At 61.7% G+C, this 21,911-nt stretch carries 20 protein-coding genes and 1 pseudogene; 14 read left to right on the top strand and 7 right to left on the bottom strand.

What is annotated here, in order from left to right; all coding sequences use genetic code 11:
• Positions 1-49: 49 nt before the first annotated feature.
• The 8 genes from BJI67_RS13845 (at position 50) to BJI67_RS17575 (ending at position 9,388) form a co-directional block, all read left to right on the top strand.
• On the top strand, positions 50-1,402 hold the full coding sequence (locus BJI67_RS13845) for an 8-oxoguanine deaminase (RefSeq protein WP_070073528.1): 1,353 nt from the start codon (positions 50-52) through the stop codon (positions 1,400-1,402).
• Entirely contained in the window at positions 1,294-2,634 is a 1,341-nt protein-coding gene (locus BJI67_RS13840) for an amidohydrolase family protein (RefSeq protein WP_197513137.1), read from the top strand. The genes BJI67_RS13845 and BJI67_RS13840 overlap by 109 nt, the downstream gene beginning before the upstream one ends.
• A 250-nt stretch (positions 2,635-2,884) precedes the next feature.
• On the top strand, positions 2,885-4,282 hold the full coding sequence (locus BJI67_RS13835) for a cytosine permease (protein ID WP_070073526.1): 1,398 nt from the start codon (positions 2,885-2,887) through the stop codon (positions 4,280-4,282).
• Between the two features lie 10 nt (positions 4,283-4,292).
• Positions 4,293-5,330: an isopenicillin N synthase family dioxygenase gene (locus BJI67_RS13830; protein ID WP_070073525.1), complete on the top strand. Its 1,038-nt coding sequence runs from the start codon at positions 4,293-4,295 to the stop codon at positions 5,328-5,330.
• A 34-nt stretch (positions 5,331-5,364) separates the two neighbouring features.
• Positions 5,365-6,630, top strand: coding sequence for a cytosine deaminase (locus BJI67_RS13825; protein ID WP_070073524.1), 1,266 nt, complete (start codon positions 5,365-5,367; stop codon positions 6,628-6,630).
• Positions 6,631-7,038: 408 nt separating this feature from the next.
• A complete protein-coding gene (locus BJI67_RS13820; protein WP_070073523.1) occupies positions 7,039-7,629 on the top strand; it encodes a hypothetical protein in 591 nt (196 codons plus the stop codon).
• A 94-nt stretch (positions 7,630-7,723) separates the two neighbouring features.
• Positions 7,724-8,656, top strand: a complete 933-nt coding sequence (locus BJI67_RS17065; RefSeq protein WP_197513130.1) for a hypothetical protein — start codon at positions 7,724-7,726, stop codon at positions 8,654-8,656.
• 93 nt (positions 8,657-8,749) lie between these two features.
• Positions 8,750-9,388, top strand: coding sequence for a hypothetical protein (locus BJI67_RS17575; protein WP_156782160.1), 639 nt, complete (start codon positions 8,750-8,752; stop codon positions 9,386-9,388).
• Between the two features lie 70 nt (positions 9,389-9,458).
• Here BJI67_RS17575 and BJI67_RS18330 read toward each other — a convergent pair.
• The 6 genes and pseudogenes from BJI67_RS18330 to BJI67_RS13785 form a co-directional block, all read right to left on the bottom strand.
• A pseudogene (locus BJI67_RS18330) lies at positions 9,459-10,665 on the bottom strand (IS630 family transposase).
• A 136-nt stretch (positions 10,666-10,801) separates the two neighbouring features.
• A complete protein-coding gene (locus BJI67_RS13805) occupies positions 10,802-11,665 on the bottom strand; it encodes a reverse transcriptase domain-containing protein (protein ID WP_197513126.1) in 864 nt (287 codons plus the stop codon).
• Between the two features lie 292 nt (positions 11,666-11,957).
• Entirely contained in the window at positions 11,958-12,362 is a 405-nt protein-coding gene (locus tag BJI67_RS13800) for a hypothetical protein (protein WP_156782159.1), read from the bottom strand.
• 310 nt (positions 12,363-12,672) lie between these two features.
• Positions 12,673-13,554, bottom strand: coding sequence for a hypothetical protein (locus tag BJI67_RS13795; RefSeq protein ID WP_070073519.1), 882 nt, complete (start codon positions 13,552-13,554; stop codon positions 12,673-12,675).
• 62 nt (positions 13,555-13,616) lie between these two features.
• Complete coding sequence (locus BJI67_RS13790) at positions 13,617-14,258, bottom strand: YceI family protein (protein WP_070073518.1); 642 nt, start codon at positions 14,256-14,258, stop codon at positions 13,617-13,619.
• A gap of 102 nt (positions 14,259-14,360) precedes the next feature.
• On the bottom strand, positions 14,361-15,191 hold the full coding sequence (locus BJI67_RS13785; RefSeq protein WP_070073517.1) for a DODA-type extradiol aromatic ring-opening family dioxygenase: 831 nt from the start codon (positions 15,189-15,191) through the stop codon (positions 14,361-14,363).
• Between the two features lie 159 nt (positions 15,192-15,350).
• On the opposite strand from BJI67_RS13785, the gene BJI67_RS13780 reads away from it, so the two are divergent.
• Positions 15,351-16,235: a LysR family transcriptional regulator gene (locus BJI67_RS13780; RefSeq protein ID WP_197513124.1), complete on the top strand. Its 885-nt coding sequence runs from the start codon at positions 15,351-15,353 to the stop codon at positions 16,233-16,235.
• Between the two features lie 112 nt (positions 16,236-16,347).
• A complete protein-coding gene (locus BJI67_RS13775) occupies positions 16,348-16,950 on the top strand; it encodes a YbhB/YbcL family Raf kinase inhibitor-like protein (protein WP_331712265.1) in 603 nt (200 codons plus the stop codon).
• A gap of 16 nt (positions 16,951-16,966) precedes the next feature.
• Here BJI67_RS13775 and BJI67_RS13770 read toward each other — a convergent pair whose 3' ends face one another.
• Positions 16,967-19,555 (bottom strand): bifunctional diguanylate cyclase/phosphodiesterase, encoded by a 2,589-nt coding sequence (locus tag BJI67_RS13770; protein ID WP_070073515.1) that lies wholly within the window; start codon positions 19,553-19,555, stop codon positions 16,967-16,969.
• 212 nt (positions 19,556-19,767) lie between these two features.
• On the opposite strand from BJI67_RS13770, the gene BJI67_RS13765 reads away from it, so the two are divergent.
• The 4 genes from BJI67_RS13765 to BJI67_RS13750 all read left to right on the top strand — a co-directional run bounded on the left by BJI67_RS13765 (position 19,768) and on the right by BJI67_RS13750 (position 21,901).
• Positions 19,768-20,133 (top strand): c-type cytochrome, encoded by a 366-nt coding sequence (locus tag BJI67_RS13765; RefSeq protein ID WP_083250901.1) that lies wholly within the window; start codon positions 19,768-19,770, stop codon positions 20,131-20,133.
• A 237-nt stretch (positions 20,134-20,370) separates the two neighbouring features.
• On the top strand, positions 20,371-20,967 hold the full coding sequence (locus tag BJI67_RS13760; RefSeq protein ID WP_070073514.1) for a cytochrome b/b6 domain-containing protein: 597 nt from the start codon (positions 20,371-20,373) through the stop codon (positions 20,965-20,967).
• Complete coding sequence (locus BJI67_RS13755; protein ID WP_070073513.1) at positions 20,964-21,542, top strand: tetratricopeptide repeat protein; 579 nt, start codon at positions 20,964-20,966, stop codon at positions 21,540-21,542. Before BJI67_RS13760 ends, BJI67_RS13755 begins: the two co-directional genes overlap by 4 nt.
• Complete coding sequence (locus tag BJI67_RS13750) at positions 21,539-21,901, top strand: DUF2493 domain-containing protein (RefSeq protein ID WP_070073512.1); 363 nt, start codon at positions 21,539-21,541, stop codon at positions 21,899-21,901. Before BJI67_RS13755 ends, BJI67_RS13750 begins: the two co-directional genes overlap by 4 nt.
• Positions 21,902-21,911 lie beyond the last annotated feature (10 nt).

Below are 21,911 nucleotides of genomic sequence, written 5' to 3'. Positions count from 1 at the left end.
CAACGTTGCATTATGATGCGCGGCGGACCTGCCTGAACACGGAGACGGCATGCGTATCTGGATACGGGAACCCCTCGCGATCCTCGCCGAGGCGGCTGCGGGCGGCCTGGTGGTCGAGGACGACCGCATCGTCGAATGCCTGCCGGCCGGAGCGCGCCCGGCGACGCCGGTGGACGAGACCTTCGACGCCCGCGCGCACGTGGTCGTCCCCGGCCTGATCAACCTGCATCACCACTTCTACCAGACCCTCACGCGCGCCTGCCCGCCGGCGCTGGACAAGCCGCTGTTCCCCTGGCTGGAGGCGCTGTATCCGGTGTGGGCGCAGCTGCGGCCAGCACAGCTCGCCGTCGCCGCGCGCACGGCGCTGGTCGAGCTGCTGCGCTCGGGCTGCACCACCGCGGTCGACCATCACTACCTCTTTCCCGCCGGGCTCGACGAGGCCATCGACATCGAACTGGAGGCGGCGGCCGAGCTGGGCCTGCGCACGGTGCTGACGCGCGGTTCGATGAGCCTGTCGCAGGACGACGGCGGCCTGCCGCCGCGCAGCGTGGTGCAGCGCGAGGACGCCATCCTGGCCGACAGCGAGCGCCTGCTTGCGCGCTACCACGAGGCCAGGGAGGGCGCGCTGCGTCAGATCGCCCTGGCGCCGTGCTCGCCGTTCTCGGTTACCGCCGACCTCATGCGCGAGAGCGCCGCGCTGGCGCGTCGTCACGGCGCCCGGCTGCACACTCATCTGGCCGAGACCGACGACGAGACCGACTACTGCCTCGCGCATTTCGGTCGCCGCCCGGTCGACTATCTCGACGACCTCGGCTGGATCGCGGACGACGTCTGGGTGGCCCACGGTATCCACTTCGACGCGGACGAGATCGCGCGCCTCGGCGCCGCCGGCGTGGGCGTCGCCCACTGTCCCTCGTCCAACATGATCCTGGCCTCCGGTCGCTGCCCCGTACCGGCGCTGGAGGCGGCCGGCGCGCCGGTGGGACTCGGCGTCGACGGCTCGGCCTCGAACGATGCTTCGAACCTGATCGCCGAGGTGCGTCAGGCCTTTCTGCTCCAGCGCCTGCACGCGGGCGCCGACGTAATCGGCCATCGCGACGCGCTGCGCTGGGCCACCGAGGGCGGCGCGCGCTGTCTCGGCCGGCCCGAGCTGGGGCGCATCGCGCCCGGCTGCCAGGCCGACCTCGCGCTGTTCCGGGTGGACGACCTCGGCTTCGCCGGGGCCGGCGATCCGCTGGCCGCGCTGGTCCTCTGCGCCGCCCAGAACGCCGACCGGGTAATGGTCGCGGGTGCGTGGCGCCTGATCGACGGCGAGGTGCCGGGTGTGGATCGCGCGGCCCTCGCCGCGGAGCAGCGCGCCGCCTCGCATGCGCTGCTCACCGCCGCGGGGGTGCGCGCATGAGCGCCGTCGTCTACCGCGCGCCGCTGCTCACCCCGCGCTCGGCGGACCGCCTCGACGCCTGGGCCGACGGCGGCCTGCGCGTGCGCGACGGGCGCATCGAGGCCGCAGGCGATTTCGACGCCGTGATGGTCCTCGGCGAGGCCGCCGTGGAGTCACTCGACGGCGTCCTCGTGCCCGGCTTCGCCGACGTGCACATCCACTGGGTGCAATTCCCCGTGCGCGGCGCCTTCGAGGAAGAGCTGATGCCCTGGCTGCGCGAGTACATCTGGCCGGAGGAGATGCGCTACGCCGATCAGGATTTCGCGCGCGCCGCCGCACAGCGCTTCTTCGCCGCCACGGTTCGCGCAGGCACCGTGATGGGCATGAGCTATTCCAGCGTGCACGCCGCGGCGACGCACATCGCCGACGAGGCGCGCGTGGGCGACTGGATGGTGGGCGACGTGGTGATGGAGCATGGCGCGCCGGAGGCGCTGACGCGCGCCAGCGTGCACGACGCCGCCGAGCTGAACGCGCGCGCCGCGGGGATCGGCCCGGATCGTTACGTGGTCACCCCGCGCTTCGCGCTCAACTGCACGCCCGCGCTGATGGCCGCCCTCGGCGACTTCGCCCGCGCCGGCGGCTACCGCGTGCAGACGCACCTGTCCGAGTCGCCCGGCGAGATCCGCGAGGTACTGCGCGAATTCCCCGACGCCGAGGACTACACCGACGTCTACGACCGCGCCGGCCTGCTCGGGCCGCGCAGCGTGCTCGGCCACTGCATCCACCTCTCCCCGCGCGAGTGGAGCGTGCTGCGCGCGCGCGGCAGCTGGATCGCGCACTGTCCGTCGAGCAACGAGGCGCTCGATTCCGGGCGCATGGATCTGGACACCGTGCGCCGCCTCGACATTCCCTACGCGCTCGCCAGCGACGTCGGTGCCGGCTCCTCGCACAGCCTGCTTCACGTGATGCAGCGCTTTCTCGAAATCCACCGCGCCGCCGGCGTCGAGGTGAGCGCGACCGAGGCGCTGTACCGCGCCACCCTGGCCGGCGCCGAGTGCATGGGGCGCGGCGCAGTGGCGGGCAGCCTGGACGCGGGCAAGCGCGCCGACTTCGTCCTGCTGCCGCGACCTGCGGGCGGGTTTCTCCCCGAGGCCTGGATCGAGGAATGGACCCGCGGCGCCATGGCCGAGCTGGAAACCCGGCCGCTGGCGACCTGGATCGCGGGCGAGCGCCACGCTCCGCCGGCGACCTGACGCGCCACCCCGGCGCCGAGGTTTCGTTCTTGCACCATCGTAGTGCGTGGCGGGCGCTGCCGACGGGCATCGCGCCGTCCTGATGGGGGCCGGCCCGATACTTGCAGAAGCGGGGCGCGGCTTTTGTGCCGCAACGGGCGGTGCGAGAATGCCCGCGGCCCGAGCCGGCTGGCTACCGGAGGGCTGTGGCGGTCACGCCATACACAAATACTGAACCCGCGCACAGACGCGAATATCAGGAGAATTACACATGTCCACTTCCCCAGGCGCGAGCGAACTCGGCGGCATCGAGGCGCGCGGCATCGAGCGCGTGCTGCCGCACGAGCGTACCCACGTCAGCATCTTCGACAACTTCACCATGTGGCTGTCCGCCAACATGGTCATTTCCACCGTGGCGCTCGGCGCGATCGCGATCCCGGTCTTCGGTCTGGGCTTCTGGGACAGCTTCCTGGTGATCCTGGTCTTCAACATGGTGGGCGTGCTGCCGGTGGCCTACTTCTCCACCCTCGGCCCGCGCCTCGGCCTGCGCCAGATGACCATCGCGCGCTTCTCGTTCGGCTGGCACGGCGCGAAGATCATGGCCCTGTTCAACGTCGCCGCCTGCATCGGCTGGTCGGCGGTGAACGTGATCGTGGGCTCGCAGATCATCACCGCGCTGAGCCACGGCGCCGTCCCGGTGTGGGCCTCGATCCTGGCGATCGCCGCGCTCACCACCGCGGTCAGCGTGTACGGCTACCGCTACGTGCATCGTTACGAGCGCTACGCCTGGATTCCGATGGCGATCATCTTCGTCATCGTCGCCTTCACCACCGGCGGCCAGATGGGCATCGTGCCCACGCCGGCCTGGAACGTCGCGCACTGGGCCTCGCTGATCTCCTTCGGCGGCGCGATCTACGGCTTCGCCACCGGCTGGAGCTCCTACGCGGCGGACTACACCGTGAACCAGCCCGAGCACACCCCGGCCAGCAAGATCTTCTGGCTGACCTTCTTCGGCGTGACCATCCCCTGCATCCTGCTGGAGACCCTCGGCCTGTCGCTGACCACGGTCGGCGCCTTCGCCAAGGCCGCGAACGAGGGCGGCGGCGCGCTGCTGGCCGCGGCGCTGCATCCGCTGGGCGGTTTCGGCGAGCTGCTGCTGCTCATGCTCGCGCTGTCGGTCATCGCCAACAATATCCCCAACGACTACAGCCTCGGTCTGTCCATGCAGGTGCTCGGACGCGCCTTCCACAAGGTCAATCGCGCGGTCTGGACCTTCATCGGCGCGGTGGTCTACATCGCCATCGCCATCGCCGCTGCGGCGCACTTCAACGCCGCGCTGGAGAACTTCCTGCTGATGGTGGCGTACTGGCTCGGTCCGTGGTCGATCATCCTCATCCTGGAGCACTTCATCGTGCGCCGCGGCCACTACAACCTGGACGGCTGGAACGAGGCGCGCCACCTGCCGGTGGGCTGGGCGGCGGTCATCTCCATGGCGCTCGGCCTGTTCGGCGTGTACCTTGGCGCCGCGCAGCTGCTCTTCGTCGGCCCGGTCGCCGCGCTGTTCAACCCGCCCTACGGCATGGACGTCGGCTTCGAGCTGGGTCTGGTGTTCGCGGCCATCGCCTACTCGATCCTGCGCCCGATGGAACTGCGCGCGCACGACCGCTGAGGCAGGCGACATGGCCGTGGTGATGACCGGCAACGGCCCGCGCGCGCTGCCCGAGGGCGGGCTCGCGCCGCGCCGCGCCAGCGCCGAGGAAATCCCGGTGCTCGATCTCGCGCCGATGTTCGGCAGCGACGCGGCGGCCAAGGCCGCACTCGCCGCCCGTCTGCGCGCAGCTTGCACCGACAGCGGTTTCTTCTACCTGCGCGGGCATGGCGTTCCGGAGGCGGTCGTCGCGGCCGCCTTCGACGCCGCGCGGTATTACTTCGCGCTGCCCGAGGCCGCGAAGCTCGCGCACCATGCCGGGCTGTCGCCCCACAACCGCGGCTACGCGGGGCTGCTGGAAGAGAACACCGATCCCGCCGCGCGCGGCGATCTGCACGAAAGCTTCGACATGGCGCTGGAAGTGCCCGCGGACGACCCGGACGTGCTCGCCGGCAAGCGCCTGTACGGCCCCAACCAGTGGCCGGACGGCCTGTCCGGTTTCCGCGAGACGGTGGAGGCCTATCATGCCGCGATGCGCGGGCTCAGCCGGTGCCTGCTCGCCGCCTTCGCGCTCGCACTCGGCCTGGACGAGGACTACTTCGATCCGCGCATCGGCAAGCCGCTCGCCACCGTGCGCCTGCTGCGCTACCCGCCGCAGACCGGCGAGATCGACCCGCGCCAGATCGGCATCGGCGCGCACACCGACTACGAGTGCTTCACCATCCTCGCGCAGGAGGACGTGCCCGCGCTGCAGGTGCTGAGCGCCGCGGGCGAGTGGCTGGCGGCCGATCCCATCCCCGGCTGCTTCCTGGTCAACATCGGCGACCAGATGGCGCGCTGGACCAACGACCTGTTCGCTTCCACGGTGCATCGCGCCGTGAACCGCTCCGGGCGCGAGCGCTATTCGATCCCGTTCTTCTTCGGGCCGGACTACGACACCGAGATCGTCGCGCTGCCCGGTTGCACCGGACCCGACAATCCCGCGAAATATCCGCCGGTCGGTGCCGGCGCGTACGTCGAATCGCGCTTCTCGGCCACCTTCGACTATTTCGACGGTGCGGTGGGCTGAGCCCGTCCGCGCCGTCGCATCCGGAAGAGACGACATGACCGATGTCCTGATCCGCAATGCCCGTATCACCGCCCGCGGCGCCGAGCCCTGCGACGTCGCCATCGCCGGCGGACGCATCGCCGCCATCGGCTCCAGCCTGCCGGGCGGCGGCACCGAGATCGACGCGGCGGGCGGCCTGCTCAGCCCGAGTTTCGTCGAGCTGCACTGCCACCTCGACGCCACGCTGACCGCCGGCACCCCGCGCCCGAACCGCAGCGGCACGCTGTGGGAAGGCATCGCCCTGTGGGCCGAGATCAAGCCCGCGCTGACCGAGGAATCGGTCTACGCGCGGGCGCGCAAGACGCTGCTGTGGATGCTGTCGCACGGCGTCACCCACGTGCGCACCCACGTCGACGTCTGCGACCCCTCGCTGGTCGCCCTGCGCGCGCTCCTGCGTTTGCGCGAGGACCTGCGCGGCACCCTCGACCTCCAGCTCGTCGCCTTCCCGCAGGAGGGCATCTACGCCTTCGCCGACGGCGAGGCGCTGATGCGCGAGGCCATCGCGCTGGGCGTGGACTGCATCGGTGGCATCCCGCACTTCGAGATGACGCGCGAGGACGGCGTGCGCTCGGTCGAATGGGTGCTCGCGCAGGCGCGCGAACACGGCCGGCGGGTGGACATCCACTGCGACGAGACCGACGACGATCAGTCGCGCTTCGTCGAGGTCATGGCCGCGCAGACCCTGCGCCAGGGCGTATCCGGCAAGGTCACCGCCAGCCACCTGACCGCCTCGCACGGCTACAACGGCGCCTACGCCGGCAAGCTGATCGGCTACATGGCCCGCGCCGGCCTGCACGTGGTCACCAACCCGCTGGACAATTCCGTCCTGCAAGGGCGCTTCGACGGCTATCCCACGCGCCGCGGTCACGCACGCATCAAGGAAATGCTGCAGGCCGGGCTCAACGTCGCCTGCGGCCACGACTCCGTGATGGACCCCTGGTATCCCATGGGCGATGGCGACCCGCTCAAGGCCGCCTTCGTGCTCATGCACTACGCCCAGATCATCGGCGCGGACGAACGCCCCTGGCTGTTCCGCATGCTCACCGACATGCCCGCCGCCGCCTTCGGCCTGAGCGATCACGCCATCGCCGTCGGCGCCCCCGCCGACCTCATCCTGTGGGACGTCCCCACCGAGGACGAAGCCCTGCGCCGCCTCCCGCCGCGCCGCGCCGTGTTCCGTAACGGCGTACTCGTCGCCGAGCGCGAGGGTGCGGGGATGCGGGTGTTGGGCGAGGCGTTGGACGTTTCGCCGCCGGGCTGAACGTTTTTTCACGCTTGGCCATCGCTCAGCGGCGGAACTTATCAACCGCCCGCAGCTCTACTTCATTAACCCGTTGTCTACCGTGGTCATTCGCTTGGCGCGTACGGGCGATGGTGCTCGATATCATCGAGTTTCACACGTAGGGAAACAGGCTTGGCTATCGCCGTATGAACGCGCCAGCACTTACTCATTTTTGCGTGAGTGGGTATTGGACCGGGGATGCAGCCATTCGATCCCAGCTGTGCGCAGAGGTGTACTTGCTGTCCGCTTTAGGGTGTATTTGACGGCTCGATGTGATGTGTAAGCCTTGATAAGGCGAGCATGATTGTAGTTTAGGCACCTGTCAGGTGTGGTTCAACGCACCCCTTTAGGGTGTCTACTTTAAGTTAGCTGCACAAGGAGAATTAGATGAAGTGGTGGGAAAAAACCGTTGAGTGCTACTTCATCAGGAGGTTCATTCCTGATGAGATGATTCTGTCTCCTCTAGATGGAGAACAAGAAAAAGCTGGAGATGCTTTTCTCTCTACTAATGAAAAGTGGGTTATTTTGGAGTTCAAAAAGGATTTAGAGTCATTGTCATCCGAAAAGAAAAAATACAAGAACTACGAGTCAGCGAAGAGTGCACTATCTCCTAATGATGACCATCACTTTTTAATCTATGGTCAAGTAGTGGATGGCGGTTTTTGGCTTGGTGGTAGAACTTACTTTTCAAACAAATCCATATCTAAAATCAGTGAGATATTCGAGGCAGGGAAAGAAAAGCAGGAATTCATTTCCTATCTTGATGAGCTTATTAAACATAAATCAAAAATTGGAGAGTCGAGCGGCGGCTCTGTTGGTAGTTATTCCTTTGTTGCAGGTATCAGTAAAGACAAGAAAATTACCAGTTGCATGAACTTGTATGAGTTTGGCTTGGATCACGGCTTAAAACTAGATCCTACGCCTGAAATGGTAAGAGAAATTAAGAGGGAACGTAGTGGTCCATCTCTGGGGATGTAAGCGGCCACAGCTAACACGGCGCTCCACTCGACCAAAAACCGCTACGCGGTTTTCGTCGAGTGAGCTTGGTCGTTAGCCCACACAAGGAGAGATAATGTCGGCGATTCAATTTATTACATCTGGTGGTATGGCAAGTATCGGTGGCGATCTACCAGAAGAAGAACGAAAAAAAGTAAATGAAGTAGTAAAGAGCTTCGGTGACAAAGTGAGAAAATATGCTCTCTCTTTGCAAGTGCCAGCATCTCTTTTATCAGTTCAACAATGTACTTTCCTCTTTGTAGGTAAAGACACTTCAAGTTATCACATCGTTTTTGCAAATGCTCCTGGTGGAACATCAATAAATTATCGAGATCTTTCATCTCATGGAAGACTTGAACTTCAAAGCATTACTCACCAAGTACGAATTGAAGTTGGAGATGTAGTATGGGCATTCTCGTACCCTCAACACATCTTAGAGAAAGATCTCGAAGAATATGTGCAGCAAATAGTAGTGCAGTATGTAAACTCTGTTCTCGAAGCTCAACAAAAACCAGAAAAAAGAATATCAGAGCAGGCGATTTCAACACCCGAAATAGCATCAGGTTTAGAAAAATTCAGAAAAGACTATCCAAATGGAACTAAAACAGCATTTATCATAATGCAATTTGGAAACACGAAACTCCACAATGAAATTGTAGAAACAATAAAAGAAATTCTTAAAAGGAATAATATTGTTGGATTAAGAGCCGATGATAAAGAATATATGGATGATCTCTTTCCAAATGTTAAAGTGTATATGCATGCATGTGATTTTGGCATTGCTGTTTTTGATAGGATCACAGAGAATGATTTTAATCCTAATGTAACTCTTGAAGTGGGTTATATGTTAGGTATGGGAAAAGATGTCTTATTATTAAAAGATAAAACATTGAAGTCTTTGTCTACAGACCTAACTGGTCGTTTATACAAGCAATTTGACACTACGGAAGTTAAGAATTCGCTTCCGGAGCAGCTTGAAAAATGGCTATCTGATAAAGGTTTAAAATAATGGGCTAACAATGCGCTCGTGTGGGACGGCTTGCTTCGCTGCGCCGCCCCACAGCTTAACCGTTATGCGTGATAAGAGTTGGAGGAATAGTCTATGCCACAAAGACAGGGAAGAATAAGGATACACGGTCACGGTGAAGTTGAGGTCGCGCTAGTTGAAGAGTATTTAGCCGATTTAAAACACGCCTATGAATCGCTTCTTGTTTTCGAATCGGTAATGGATGGATTTAAACGAGTGTCCCGTGAGTTTCCCTTCCCTGTTTACCCAGGGTTGATGTATGGCTGGCCACTAGGACCACGACGTGCTGTTCGTTATGTCAGAGATTGGCCTCCTACCGCAGATGAAGTGTCATCGTTGGTGCCACACTCCGAGCAGCTTATTTTGTCAGCGGTTCGACTGAGTTCTCCTGGGTTCTGGGAATTTTTGGGTAAAATTAATCCGCTAGAAGTAATACGCCAATATCTAAATGACCGTCATGAAAGGCGTAAGGATAGAGAATATAGGGAATCTGCGGAAGAACGCCGACTTCGTCTTGAAAATATAAAGTTGGAAAATGAGGCTATTGCTGGGCGTGTCAGGATCGCGAAAGAATTAGGCGCTACCGATAAAGACCTTGCGCCGCTATTGAACGAATTGGTTAATAAACCGTTGTTGGCGCTCGATAGACACCAAGACAAAGATATTATTGAGCATGCAGAAATCGACAATGATCAAGATCGGAATGAACGTTAAAGAGGGTAACGCATAATCGGGTAAGGGCGGGTGTTTAGCCCGCCCTCCCCACACCACCTAGTGCAGTATTTCAAATAGTCTGAAGATTATTGAGTTGTTCACGCGCGCGCCCGACTTTCTCCAAGATTTCTTCTGTTGATTTCGTCCATGCGAATGGCTTTGGGTTCCTGTTGTGTTGTTCAATAAAGTCTTTCAAAGCCGCCTCCAATTCTGTCACCGATGTAAATACACTTCTGCGCAATCGTTTGTCTGTCAGTATCCCAAAAAATCTTTCCACTAGATTTAACCAGGAAGAACTGGTCGGAACAAAATGGATGAAGATGCGTTTCTTCTTTTCAATCCATTCCAGCACGTTGGGGTGTTTATGCGTCGCGTAGTTATCCAGGATGATATGGATCTCTTTATCCCTTGGCGTTTGCCGCTCGACTTTTTTCAGGAATTTAAGAAATTCCTGATGCCGGTGCTGCGGGTAGGATTCACCCATCACGTGACCTGTTGCAATATCCAGGGCGGCAAACAGTGTGCTGGTACCATGGCGTTTATAGTCATGCGTCATGGTGCCGCAGCGGCCTTTCTTAATCGGTAAACCTGGCTGTGTGCGATCCAGTGCCTGGATTGAACTCTTTTCATCAAGACTCAGCACCACCGCATTGTGGGGCGGATCAAGATAGAGTCCGACGACATCATGGAGTTTCTCTTCAAAGCGCGGATCGGTGCTGACCTTGAACGTCTTGATAAGATGCGGTTTCAATCCAACCGCTTTCCATACACGATGGACAAAGGTATGTGTTGTGTTTAACTGCTTCGCCAAACTCCGCGAGTTATTGTGATTTCTGGTGTACGACGAGTCCTGAATTAGGTGGCGTACCCTGCTGACTGATCACGACCAAGATCACAGTCAACAGAGGTGGATACGCCATGAGCGCGTTGACCAGTGTGTCGCATCTTCCGGCGTTTCCTGTGTGGTCATATGGATCACTTTGTTTCGCAGCCGGATTTGAGCGGCTGTCTTTTTGCCACCCTGATTCTTACCGCGGGGCCGGTCTTTTTCGATCGCCTTCAGGCCGCCTTGTGCATAACGATTGCGCCAACGCCCAACCTTGTTTTCTGTGACACCCAGGTCGCTGGCAATCGTCTGATTGGTCGCACCATCATCGGCAAGCAAGATAATCTTTGCACGCTCGATAAGCCTCACCGGTGTCGTTCGACTGCGCACGTACTGCCGGAGTATTTTTCGTTCCTTAACGGGATAAATCGATGGCTGACGCTAATCTCATCAAATAACAACCTACGTTGATTATGGCGACACGCGCAGCAGATCAGCTTCCATGAGAATCGTCATTCTGTATGGAACACTACACTAGCATGCGGGTCCGCACTAGGCGGTTCATAAGAAAGAAGCACACAGGGAGATCAAGCATAGCCATGGGCTTTCATCCACAGATCGCGGATACCGATCAGCCCTTGGCGTTTCAGCCACTCATTCGTCATTCCGGATTGTGTCGCCAGCGTGCGGGATAGATGCCAGTAGCTCTTGCTGCTGAGCGCCGTCAGGATCGCTTGGCGTTTGAACGTCCCCAAGGCCACCAGGTGGCGGACCTTGGTGCGCACATAGCGCCACTGTTTCCAGTAGCACATGCGCACCCGGCGGCGCAGCCAATGGTCGATCTCGGGGAGCGGTCGGTAGTAATCCGAGATGCCGAAGTAACCCATCCAGCCTCGCACGTACCGGGCGAGCTTCATGAATCGGTATGCCATCGAGACGCCCCAGGAACGACCGGTCAATCGCCGGACGTGGTGCCTGAAGTCCTCGAAGGCGCGGTCGGACCAGCGCAGCTTCGTTCCCCGAAACGTAAACCCGAGAAACGTGCAGTCGTTGGTCTTCACTACCCGGCTCTTCTGCTCATTGACCACCAGTGCCAACTTTCGGGTGAGGAAACGGGTCACGCTCGCCTTCACCCGTTCTCCGGCTCTGAAAGTCTTGACGAGGATCACCAGGTCGTCCGCGTAGCGGGCAAACCGGTGGCCACGTCCGTCCAGTTCTCGGTCAAGGTCGTCCAAAAGGATATTGGCCAGCAGCGGAGAGAGCGGCCCGCCCTGCGGCGTGCCGATTTCCGTTGCCTGGATGGACTCCCCGACCAGGACACCCGCCCGCAGGTAGCGACCGATCAGGGCCAGCAGCCGCTTGTCGCGCACCTTTCTGGCCACTCTGACCATAAGGGTATCGTGCTGGACGTTGTCGAAGAATTTCGCCAAGTCCAGGTCGACGGCGATCATTCAATAGCGCGGGCATGTACAGAGGTTACGTGGGAGCCGACGGCCGACTGCATACCGCCATCTACCGCGAGGCCTTCCATGTGGCGCCACAGGCGTGAGGGTGAGTTTCGTTTTTGGTGAGGGCTTTCGGGTACCCGATTCTCATCCCGGCTCCTTCACTTGACCGAAGATGACCGACCGATTCGGCCGAAGACACGCAGGAAACGAATGCCTGGGGTAGCCCAAGACTCTCTCCGGGTGCGTTCGCGACCGCCACAACCCTGGCGGCCGCGATCGTCGAGCCGGTTTTCAGTTATTTGTCAGCCTGCTCCAGCAGACTGTGAATGGCCAGGGCAACGTCATGTGCGGCGGCATGATCGTTGATGGTCACTCCGACACTGGCGAGCTGATCGATCTGCCGAAGCAATTTACGCTTCGAGGCCGAGGTCTCATCGTTGATTGCGCCGTTGCCGAGCCCTTTGCATGGATTCATATAGTGCGCATTGAACCCTTTCCCATGCTCACCCACCATGCAGTTGAGTATATGGTGCATGTGCATGTGCATATGGTTCAGGGTGTTCGCCTTGATGAGAAAATCGGCATGCAGTAGCGCCTTGTTGATTTCTTGCTGGGCATTTCCTGCTGCTAGGCTAGTGCCGGCGAAAATAAGGCCGGTCGTCAATACGGAAAAAGCGGCTAATAGTCGTAACTTTTTCATGGTTTATCCTCCTGTGGGTGCCCAGCGCGAAAACACATATCTCGCCAATCATGTGGATGGCTGATGTTCAGAAGCGTAGTGAGTGCTGGGAATTGGAAATTTAGCACTATATAGCGATTTTGCTATCAAACTTTTTCGTTGCGCACTCGTACAGGTAAGCAAGCAGGTTAATGGCATTCATGCTTGGTTGAGTGTGCACAAATGCCAATAAGATAGGCTTGATTAATTTTCAAAATTATTGGCAAGTCGTGCCTAAGAACGCTATTCGCAGTGGACAATCCAGTAAGAACCATTGAGCCTTGCGGAGAGATCAGTAACCTCCACCGCTTGTGGCGTAGGCCTGCCAGGCGTAATACACGCCGATGGCCGCGGGCAGGGCGGTGACGGCGGCCGATATGAGCATGCGTTTGAGTGGATGCGCGGGACTCGTGCGCTGGTAGAGGCGTTGCGCGGCAGCGCCGAGCGCGGCGGCGACGAGCAGCGCGAGAACGACTCGCCACGGCGCTGCGGCGTAGTACCAGAGTTCGATGTAGAGAACGCCGAGCACCAGTGCGCCGAGATCCGCGGCAGGTGTCGAAATCGGCATGTCGGTGCGCAGCCAGGACAGCGCGATGACGACCGCCCAGGCCGCGCCGAAGACCATCGCCAACTGGCCGAGAAGAATGCTCTGCGAGAGCGGGCCGGCGGCGGCCAGACCTGCGGCGAGAACGATCTGACTGGCCGCGGCGCCGCGTTGGTCGCCGCGCCCGCAGGCGGAGCCTGCCCACAGCAGCCACCAGAGCAGAGCGATGACGACCCATTCCCGAAGGACGGGGAGCGTTGCGCCCTGCTGTAGAAGCGGTTGGAGCATGACGCCGCTTGCCACGGCCGCCAGCAGCGCGACGGCGACCCAGGCAAGCCATCGGTTGCGGCGCGCCGTCCAGCCGGTCAGCAGGATGGTGGCCACGGCCAGTGCGGGCAGCCAGCCGAGGACGGTGTGCGGCCACAGGGACCAGTCGCGGTACACGGCGAAATAGCCGCTGAGCAGGCCGACGAGCAGGGGAGTCGACCACAGGCTGCCGGTATCGCGTTCGCGCATGTTGCGCGTGAGGGCGAGCAATATCAGGCCGGAAGCGAGCGTCGCGAGGCCCGGCAGGACGAGGCTGCGCCAGACGAGATGGCGTACGAAGGGGTTGGCCAGCAGGTCGTTCATGGGAGGTTCCGCCCGGAGGATAAAAGCTGCGCCGGGCTTGAGCCCGGCGCAGGCGTGACGGATCAGGAATGTCCGGTGCGCACGCCTTCGATGTTGATGTGCAGGCGGACACGGTTGCCGATCATGCCTTCGTAGGCGGAAACGCCGAAGTCGCTGCGCTTGATGGTGGCGGTGGCGACGTAGCCGGACAGGTACCCGCCCCAGGGTTTGGGCAGGGCGTTGACCGGGCCGGCGCCGATCTGGCGTACGCGGAACACGATCGGGTGCGTGGTACCGTGCAGGGTCATGTTGCCATACAGCTTGCCGGTGTGCTTGCCGGTGGGCTCATAGCGCGTGCTGACGAACTTGATGTCCGGGAATTCGCGTGCGTTGAAGAAATCGGGCCCGAGCAGGTCGCGGTTACGCATCGCGAAATTGGTGTCGAGACTGTCGACCGGGATGGTGACCTCGACCTTGTCCTTGGCGGGGTCCTTGGGGTCGAAGGTGTAGGTGCCGGCGATCTTGTCGAAACGGCCGACGAATTCCGAGACACGCGCATGTTCGACCGTGAACCAAGCAAGGGAGTGGTCATGGTCGATCTTGTACGTGCCGGCGAAGCTGTCGTGCAGGGTGGCGGGTGCGGCCTGGGCTGCAGACGGGACGAGGTTCAGGGCGCCCAGTGCAAGCGCGCCCGCGCCGAGGGTGTTCAGCAATTTGTTGCGCATGGCTCAGACCTCCTGTTTGTCTGTTTTTGAATATGCGACACATGGGCCTTGGTTCGATAAAGCCCGTTTCTACGAACAACGATCCAGGTCTATTTATTTAGCTCAGTTTTGAAAATTCGGGGGCTGCCCGAATCGAAAACTCGATGCGGTTAAATTTCCGAAAAAATCCTTCTGGTGATAAGTGAGACTGGCGTTTTCCTGTTCGGCTGCACCGAGCGCGACCATCAGCGGAATCAGGTGATCCTCGCGCGGGTGAGCGGCGCGCGCGGAAGGGGCCTTTTCCCAGTGAATAAGTCGTTCGCTGCGTGCTTCCGGTGCGAAATCGAACAGTGTCCGTTGCAACCAGGCATCGAATTCGCGCGAGGGTATTTCCCCGCTGGCGTCGCGCATGGCGCGTAGATTGTGGTAGCTCAGGCCGCTGCCCACGATCAGCACGCCTTCGTCGCGTAGCGGCACCAGAGCACGCCCGACCCGGATGTGGAATTCCGGGTCCAGTTTCGCGTCCAGCGAGAGCTGTACCACCGGCATATCTTCGTCGGGATAAAGCGGTTTCATGATGCTGAACGTGCCGTGATCGAAACCCCGCGTCGGGTCCAGCCTCGCCTCCATTCGATTGTCGCGGAGCAGGGTTTGAACGCGCTGCGCAAGCTCCGGCGAGCCGGGGGCGTTGTAGGCGATGTGGTAGAGGTAATCCGGGAAGCCATAGTAGTCGTAGACCATGCCGGGGCGGTCTCCGGATGAAATCGCCAGTCCCTGTTCTTCCCAGTGGCCGGAGACCATGAGAATCGCGCGGGGCGCGTTGCCCAGATCCGCGCGCATTTCGTGCAGGGAGTTTTCGAGCAGGTTGAAATTGCGTCGGAATTCGCCGTCCATATACGGCCAGGGGCCGCCGCCATGACTGACGAAATAGGTGGGGAGACGAGTGGTGTTCACGTTGCTGTCCTCGTGCCGAATACCGATGAGGGCATCCTGCGCAGGCTTGCGGTACAGGGCTGCCGATTGATTGTAAGGATGATTGTTTCTTATTCATGCATCAATGTGGTAATTATTGATGCAATGTTTCTTTTGGGTTGATGATCGGTGGACACCCTATTGAGCCTGCGCGTGTTCTGCGCCGTGGCCGAGCTGAAGAGCTTCACGGCGGCCGCGGGCCGTCTGGGCCTTTCGCCGGCGATGGCCAGCAAGCACGTGATGCATCTCGAGAATCGGCTCGGCAGCCGCTTGCTGAACCGGACGAGTCGCCACGTCAATCTGACCGAAGCCGGAGCGCTGTATTTCAATCAGGCGCGGCAAATGCTGGACGGTCTGGACGAGGTGGAAGCCGCGGTCAGCAACGTCACCGTCACGCCGCGCGGGACTCTGAAGCTGAGCGCGCCGGTGTGGATTGCCAACGCATTCACCGCCGGCGGACTGGCCGAATATCATCAGCGTTATCCCGATGTCGTGCTCGACATGGATTTCAGTGGAAGAATCGTGAACCTGGTGGACGAGGGATTCGATCTGGCGCTGCGCGCGACGGCCTCCGAGAATCTCGATCCGGGTCTGGTGGCACGTCCGCTCATGGACGTGGTGTTCCAGCTCGTGGGTTCGGTCGAGTATCTGGCGCGTACGGGCCGTCCCGAACGGATCGCGGACCTGGAAGGCCATGCGCTGTTGCTCTACAGCGGCACGAACTGGGACGGCAGTTTCCCCGTCAACGGGACGAAGGGAGAGGGTGCGGCGAGATTGCGCACCGTATTGCGCACCGAAAACGAGACAATGCTGCATCTCGCAGCGCTCGCCGGCATGGGGCTTGCTTTCCTGCCGACCTGGATGTCCGCGCCGGATATTCAGGCGGGCCGGCTCGAGGTGCTGCTTCCGGAAGCGTTGAATTTCACCACCACGCTGTACGCCGTTTACCCGAACAGAAAATATCTTTCAGCGAAGGTGCGTACCTTCATCGATTTTTGGGCCTCTCGTACGCATCCGTCCGCATAGCGTGGTTCTCGGCGATCCGAGCGTGAGGATGAAATCGAAAATAATTCATCGTTATGCTGCGAGGCGATTGTTTGGCGGGCATGTCGATCTATATTGACGACAACGGCATGCGATGGTGTTCGTTGACCCTGGGCGCCTTGCGCGCCCGAAGCCTTCGAGGAGACGGGCTATGCGTTACGGAGCGACCTGGATCAGAGTCAGCCTGACGGCCGTGCTGTGTCTCGGCGGCGGTCTGGCGATCGCGGCGCCGGGCATGCGGCTGAGCTCTGCGGCCTTCGCCGCGGATGCCTCGATTCCGCAGCGCTATACCTGCGACGGCCCGGGCGTGTCGCCGCCGCTGGCCTGGACGCGGCCGCCTGCGGGCACGCGCAGCCTGGCGCTGGTGGTCACCGATCCGGACGCCCCGGACCCGAAGGCGCCGCGCATGACCTGGGTCCACTGGGTGATTTACGACCTGCCGCCGCACGCCGGCGCTCTGCCCACGGGCGCGGCGACCCCGCCCGAGGCACGCGACGGCTTGAACAGCTGGAAGCGCGCGGGTTACGGCGGGCCGTGCCCGCCGATCGGTCGGCACCGCTACTTCTTCCGCCTCTATGCCCTCGACACGACGCTGAAATTCCCAGCGCCGCCCGACCGCGCACGCCTGCTCGCCGCGATGCACGGTCATGTGCTCGCGGAGGCGACGCTGATGGGAACCTATCGCCGCGTCCGCTGACGCGGCAGACGCTGGATTATTCGGGCGCTCTGGCTGCGCAGGGGGCGAGTGGTCCGCCCCCCGGCATCTCGATCTGCTTGCGGGCGGGCGCATTGGGCTGGATCTGCGCCAGTGCCGCCGGGATCGGCTGTGGCTTGCCGATCCAGAATCCCTGCGCGTAGTCGATGCCGATCTCGCGCAGACGCTGGATGACGGAGTCGGTTTCTACGTATTCGGCCACCGTCTTGATGCCGAGTACGCGGCCGATGTCGCAAATGGAGGTGACGATGGCGTGGTCCAGCGAGTCGTCGAGCAAGTCGCGGATGAAGCAGCCGTCGATCTTGATGTAGTCGACCGGCAGGTCCTTGAGATAGGCGAAGGACGACATGCCGCTGCCGAAGTCGTCCAGCGAGAAGCGCACGCCGCGTGCCTTGAGGGTGCGGATGAATTCGCGCGCATGGCTGAGGTTGGTGATCGCGGCCGTCTCGGTGATCTCGAAGCACAGGCACTGCGGATCGACGCCGCTGGCGTCTAGCTGCTCCAGGATGTAGCCGACCATGGCGGTATCGCCGAGGCTCTGTCCGGAGAGGTTGATCGAGTACGAGTGCGGGATGCCGTCGCCCTGCGCTCGCTCGCCGGAGAGCAGTTCCAGTACCTTGCGGATGACCCAGCGGTCGATCGCCGGCATGAGGAAATAACGCTCGGCGGTGGGGATGAAGCTCATCGGCGGCGAGATCTGCCCGCGTTCGTCGCGGTAACGCAGCAGGACCTCGCAGTGCGGGGATTGTTCGCCTGGGGCGAGCGGGCTGATGTTCTGGCAATAAAGCACGAAATGATCGTGTTCGATGGCTTCGCGGATGCGGTGAGCCCATTCCATTTCCTGGCCGCGGGAAGCGAGCTGCGTGTTCTTCTCGTCGTAGATCTCGACCCGGTTGCGGCCGTTGTCCTTGGCGAGATAGCAGGCTGTATCGACCGCGCTGAGCAATCGCGTCACATCGCCGGCAAAGGCGTTGATGCTGACCAGACCTGCGCTGATGCCGATGCTGAAGCTGCGGTCCTGCCAGGCAAAGCGGAAATGCTCGACCGTGGAACGCAGTTTCTCCGCGAGGCGTCTCGCCATCACCTGGGGACAGTCGCGCATGATGACGCCGAACTCGTCTCCGCCCAGGCGGGCGATGGAGTCCGACTCGCGGAAGCAGCTCCGCAGCAGCAGGCTGAGCTGCTTGAGCAGTTCGTCTCCGGCGACGTGGCCACAGGTGTCGTTGACCAGCTTGAAGTGGTCGAGATCGAAGTAGAGCAGGGAGTGCTCACGCTCGTCTTCCTGCGCGGAGCGGATCGCCTCGCGCAGGCGCTCGTCGAATTCGGCGCGGTTGAACAGCCCGGTGAGGGCGTCTTGGCGTGCCTGATAATTGAGCCGGCGGGTCAGTTCCTGGCGCTGACTGATGTCTCGGAACACGATGACGGCGCCAATAGGCGTACCGTCGTCATCGCGGATCGGGGAGACCATCAGGTCGATGGCGATCTCGTTGCCGTCCACGGCGTTGACCAGATTGACCGAAGGTAGGCGCGAGGTGCGGTGTTCGGTGAACACGGTGTCCATAGGGAGAGATAGGGCGTGTCGCGTGGTCTCGTTGATGATTTCCAGCGTCTGCTCGATCGGCCGCCCGAGAGTTGCCGCGGACGTCCAACCCGTCAGCTGCTCGGCCATGGGATTGAGGTGTATCACCTGGCCATCCAGGTTCACGGTGATCACGCCATCGGCGATAGCGTCCAGAGTGACCTGACCGCGGATCTGCTCCTGATGCAGGGCGCGCGAGGTGTCCTCGATGCGATGCTTGAGCGCGCGCTCGGCGCGTTCGCGGTCGCTCAGGCGGGCCTCGATGACCACGATCAGCAACGTGGCTGCCAGCAGCAACACGATGACTGCGCCAATGGCGACGGCGAGCCAGAAGCGGTTGATGTCGTTGCCGTGCGTGGCTGCAGCAACGAGCGGGAAGGCTGAGTCGACAGGGGTGTAGTCAACCGCGGCCATGCCGGTGTAATGCATGCCGCACACGGCAATGCCCATTGCTATGGCCGCGGCGAAACGCAGGCGAAGCGGCGGGATCATGCCTCCGGTGCGATGCGCGAGCTGGTAGGTCATCCACAGCGCCGCAGTGGCGGCGACGATCGCGATCAGGATCGATAGCGTCAGGATGGTGGCGTTGAAGTGTGCGACTGCCGGCATGATCATCGCCGCCATGCCGATATAGTGCATGGCGGCGATGCCACCACCCATGATCAAACCGCTTACCGTCAGCCGCGGCCAGCGCAGGTGGCTGCGCGTAGCGATGTGCAAGGCAAAGCCTGAGGCGGCAACGGCGACCGCCATCGACAGCAGGGTCAGAGGGAGGTCGTAGCGGATGCGCATGCCGGTTTCGTACGCCAGCATGCTGATGAAGTGCATCGACCATACGCCAAGCCCCATGACCACCGCGCCCGTGGTCAGCCAGATGCCGGCGCGCTGACCGGAGTCGGTGCCGGTGACGCGGCGTGCGAGTTCCAGAGCGGTATACGAGGCCATCATCGCCACGGCGAAGGACAGGCCGACGAGGGGTATGTTGTAAGCGGTATGGATGTAGGTCATCGCTTGGCCGCGGTGCGGAGTGATTATTCTTTGTCGCGCGGTGTTTAGAATATTAGATGGGGATTATATACAATTGTTTCGGGTTTGACCCACGCTATATTCAACCATGGGTTTCGTGACCAGGATCAAGGGCTGCGGGGCGCCCCGGCGGTAAAGTGATTCTGGGCATGGCGAGATTCGCGGCCTGTCGTTTACTCAGGGAGTTTTCGTCTATGAAAAAAATCTCACGGATGTTGAGCATGACCGGCATCGCACTGATGCTTGCCGGGACCACGGTGCCCGCGCTGGCCGGGCCGAAAATCAACCAGGCGGATGCCTCCAAGCTGTTGTCCTACGTCAAGTCCAACGGCTTGGCGTGCATGGGTTGCCATGCGATCAATCACCGCGTGGTGGGGCCGCCTTGGGAGGACGTGGCGCTGCGCTATCACGGCAAGCCCAATGCCGAGGCTGAGGTGACAAAGGCCATCGCCAACGGCAGCAGCGGCCTGTGGGCCGGGTATCCTCCGATGCCGCCGGGTATGGCCAACAACGCGCAGGCGGCCGTACTGGCCAAGATGATTCTGAAGCTGGTCGACTGACCGGACGGACTCGTTTTGCGCCATGCGGGCCTCAGGCTGAGCCACTAGGCTGGGCGTCCGCTGTGTTTGGAAGTCTGCCGCCATCGCGTGAAAACCGCGCGGCGCATGGGTTATGGGCGGATTGAGATGTCCTGAATCCAATATGTTCCATGCTGGCGCGCAGTGTGCATTGTCTGATCCAGAGTGGTGCCGTGCCTCCGCGCAGGAGGTGCGGTACGAAACCGCGATGGAGGCGAGATGATGACGATGCACGCTCCCAAACCAGTTCAACCCTGGGACCCGACCATCCGTTGGCTGCACATGGGGATGGCTCTCACCATCACCTTTCAGCTGTTCACTAGCCTGGACATGTCCACGCCGCAGACGGCGGATGTATTTCTGCTGCATCAAATCGTCGGCGTGACTGCAGCCTGCGTAATTGCGGCCCATTGGTTCTGGGTGGTGCGCTATCGGCAGGGCTGGTACCTCTCGCAGTTGTTCCCCTGGTATCCGAGCGGACGCCGTGCCGTCCTCGCCGACCTGCGTGGTCTGCTGCGTGGCCAACTACCGGAATCCGGGCCCCGCGTGGGTCTGCCGAGTTATATCCACGGCCTGGGCTTTCTGACCATGACCGGCATGGGGTTGACCGGGGTGCTCAATCTGATGCTCCGTCCGTCCTTCAAGGGCATGCACGGCGCTGCCATGTTCACCGCCGTGTCCGAGACACACAATCTGATCTCCTATCTCGCATGGGCCTATTGGATCGGCCACGTCAGTATCGTGGTGATCCATCAGCTGGCACGCCAGCCGGTGGTGTCATCGATGTTTGGTCCGCGCAGGGTGCGCCAGCAATGAAGCGCTTGGCTATCGTGATTGCCTCCCTGGTGCTGCCGGGCGTCGCGTGGGCGCAAGGCATGACCGCGGCCGAGGGCCATCGCCTTGCGGTTGCGGCACTGGAACATGATACGCGCGCCTATCTGCGTCTCGACATTGCGGCCCACGCGGGCGACGCGGTGGCCATGAATTGGCTTGGGGCGTATTGGGAGAGCCGCGGGGATGCTGGCCGGGCGATACATGACTATCGCCTGTCGGCGGCCGGAGGGAATCGGACAGCGGCACTGAACCTCGGTTACCTGTACGCCTTCGGGCACGGCGTGCCACGCGATCCGGTTCGCGCCGTAAGCTGGTATCGGCGCGCCGCCAAGCTCGGTAGCGTGCATGCGTTGGCCGCGCTGGGCAATGCCTATTACCTCGGTGAGGGTGTCACGCGTGACGTCAGCCGTGCTTATGCCTGGTACTGGCTGGCGGGGCGTCGTTCGGCCGCCTGGCGGCCGGTTGCCGAGAGTCTGGCGGCTGATATCGGCGCGCCCGCAGCTCATCAGGCGCGTGCGAAGGCTCGCGCCTGGCTGGCAGGAGGTGCCTCGTCATGAAGCGCGTACTGGTGGCCGGCGGGACGTCGGACAATGCCCATTCGCGCGTGTATCACGCGCTGTATTCGGTGCATGAGCGCTGGTCCATCGGCTGCGTGATGCATGGCGGCAGCAGCGAGACGGACAGCTTGGCGCAGGCCTGGGCCGATCAGCAGGGTATCCCGACCGAAATCTATGCTGCGGAGTGGCGACGCCTGGGTTTCGCGGCGGGGCCGGCGCGGCACGGCCGTATCTTCGACGAGGGGCGGCCGGATCTGCTGGTCGCCTTCCCGGGCGGGCGCGGCACCCCGGATCTGGTCGCGCGCGCGCGCGCCTCGGGTGTGCCGATCCTGGATCTGAGGGCGGCGCGGGTCGGCTAGCGTTGCCGGG

Source organism: Acidihalobacter aeolianus, assembly GCF_001753165.1.
GTDB lineage: Bacteria > Pseudomonadota > Gammaproteobacteria > DSM-5130 > Acidihalobacteraceae > Acidihalobacter > Acidihalobacter aeolianus.
This window is presented reverse-complemented; position numbering and strand designations above follow the sequence as displayed.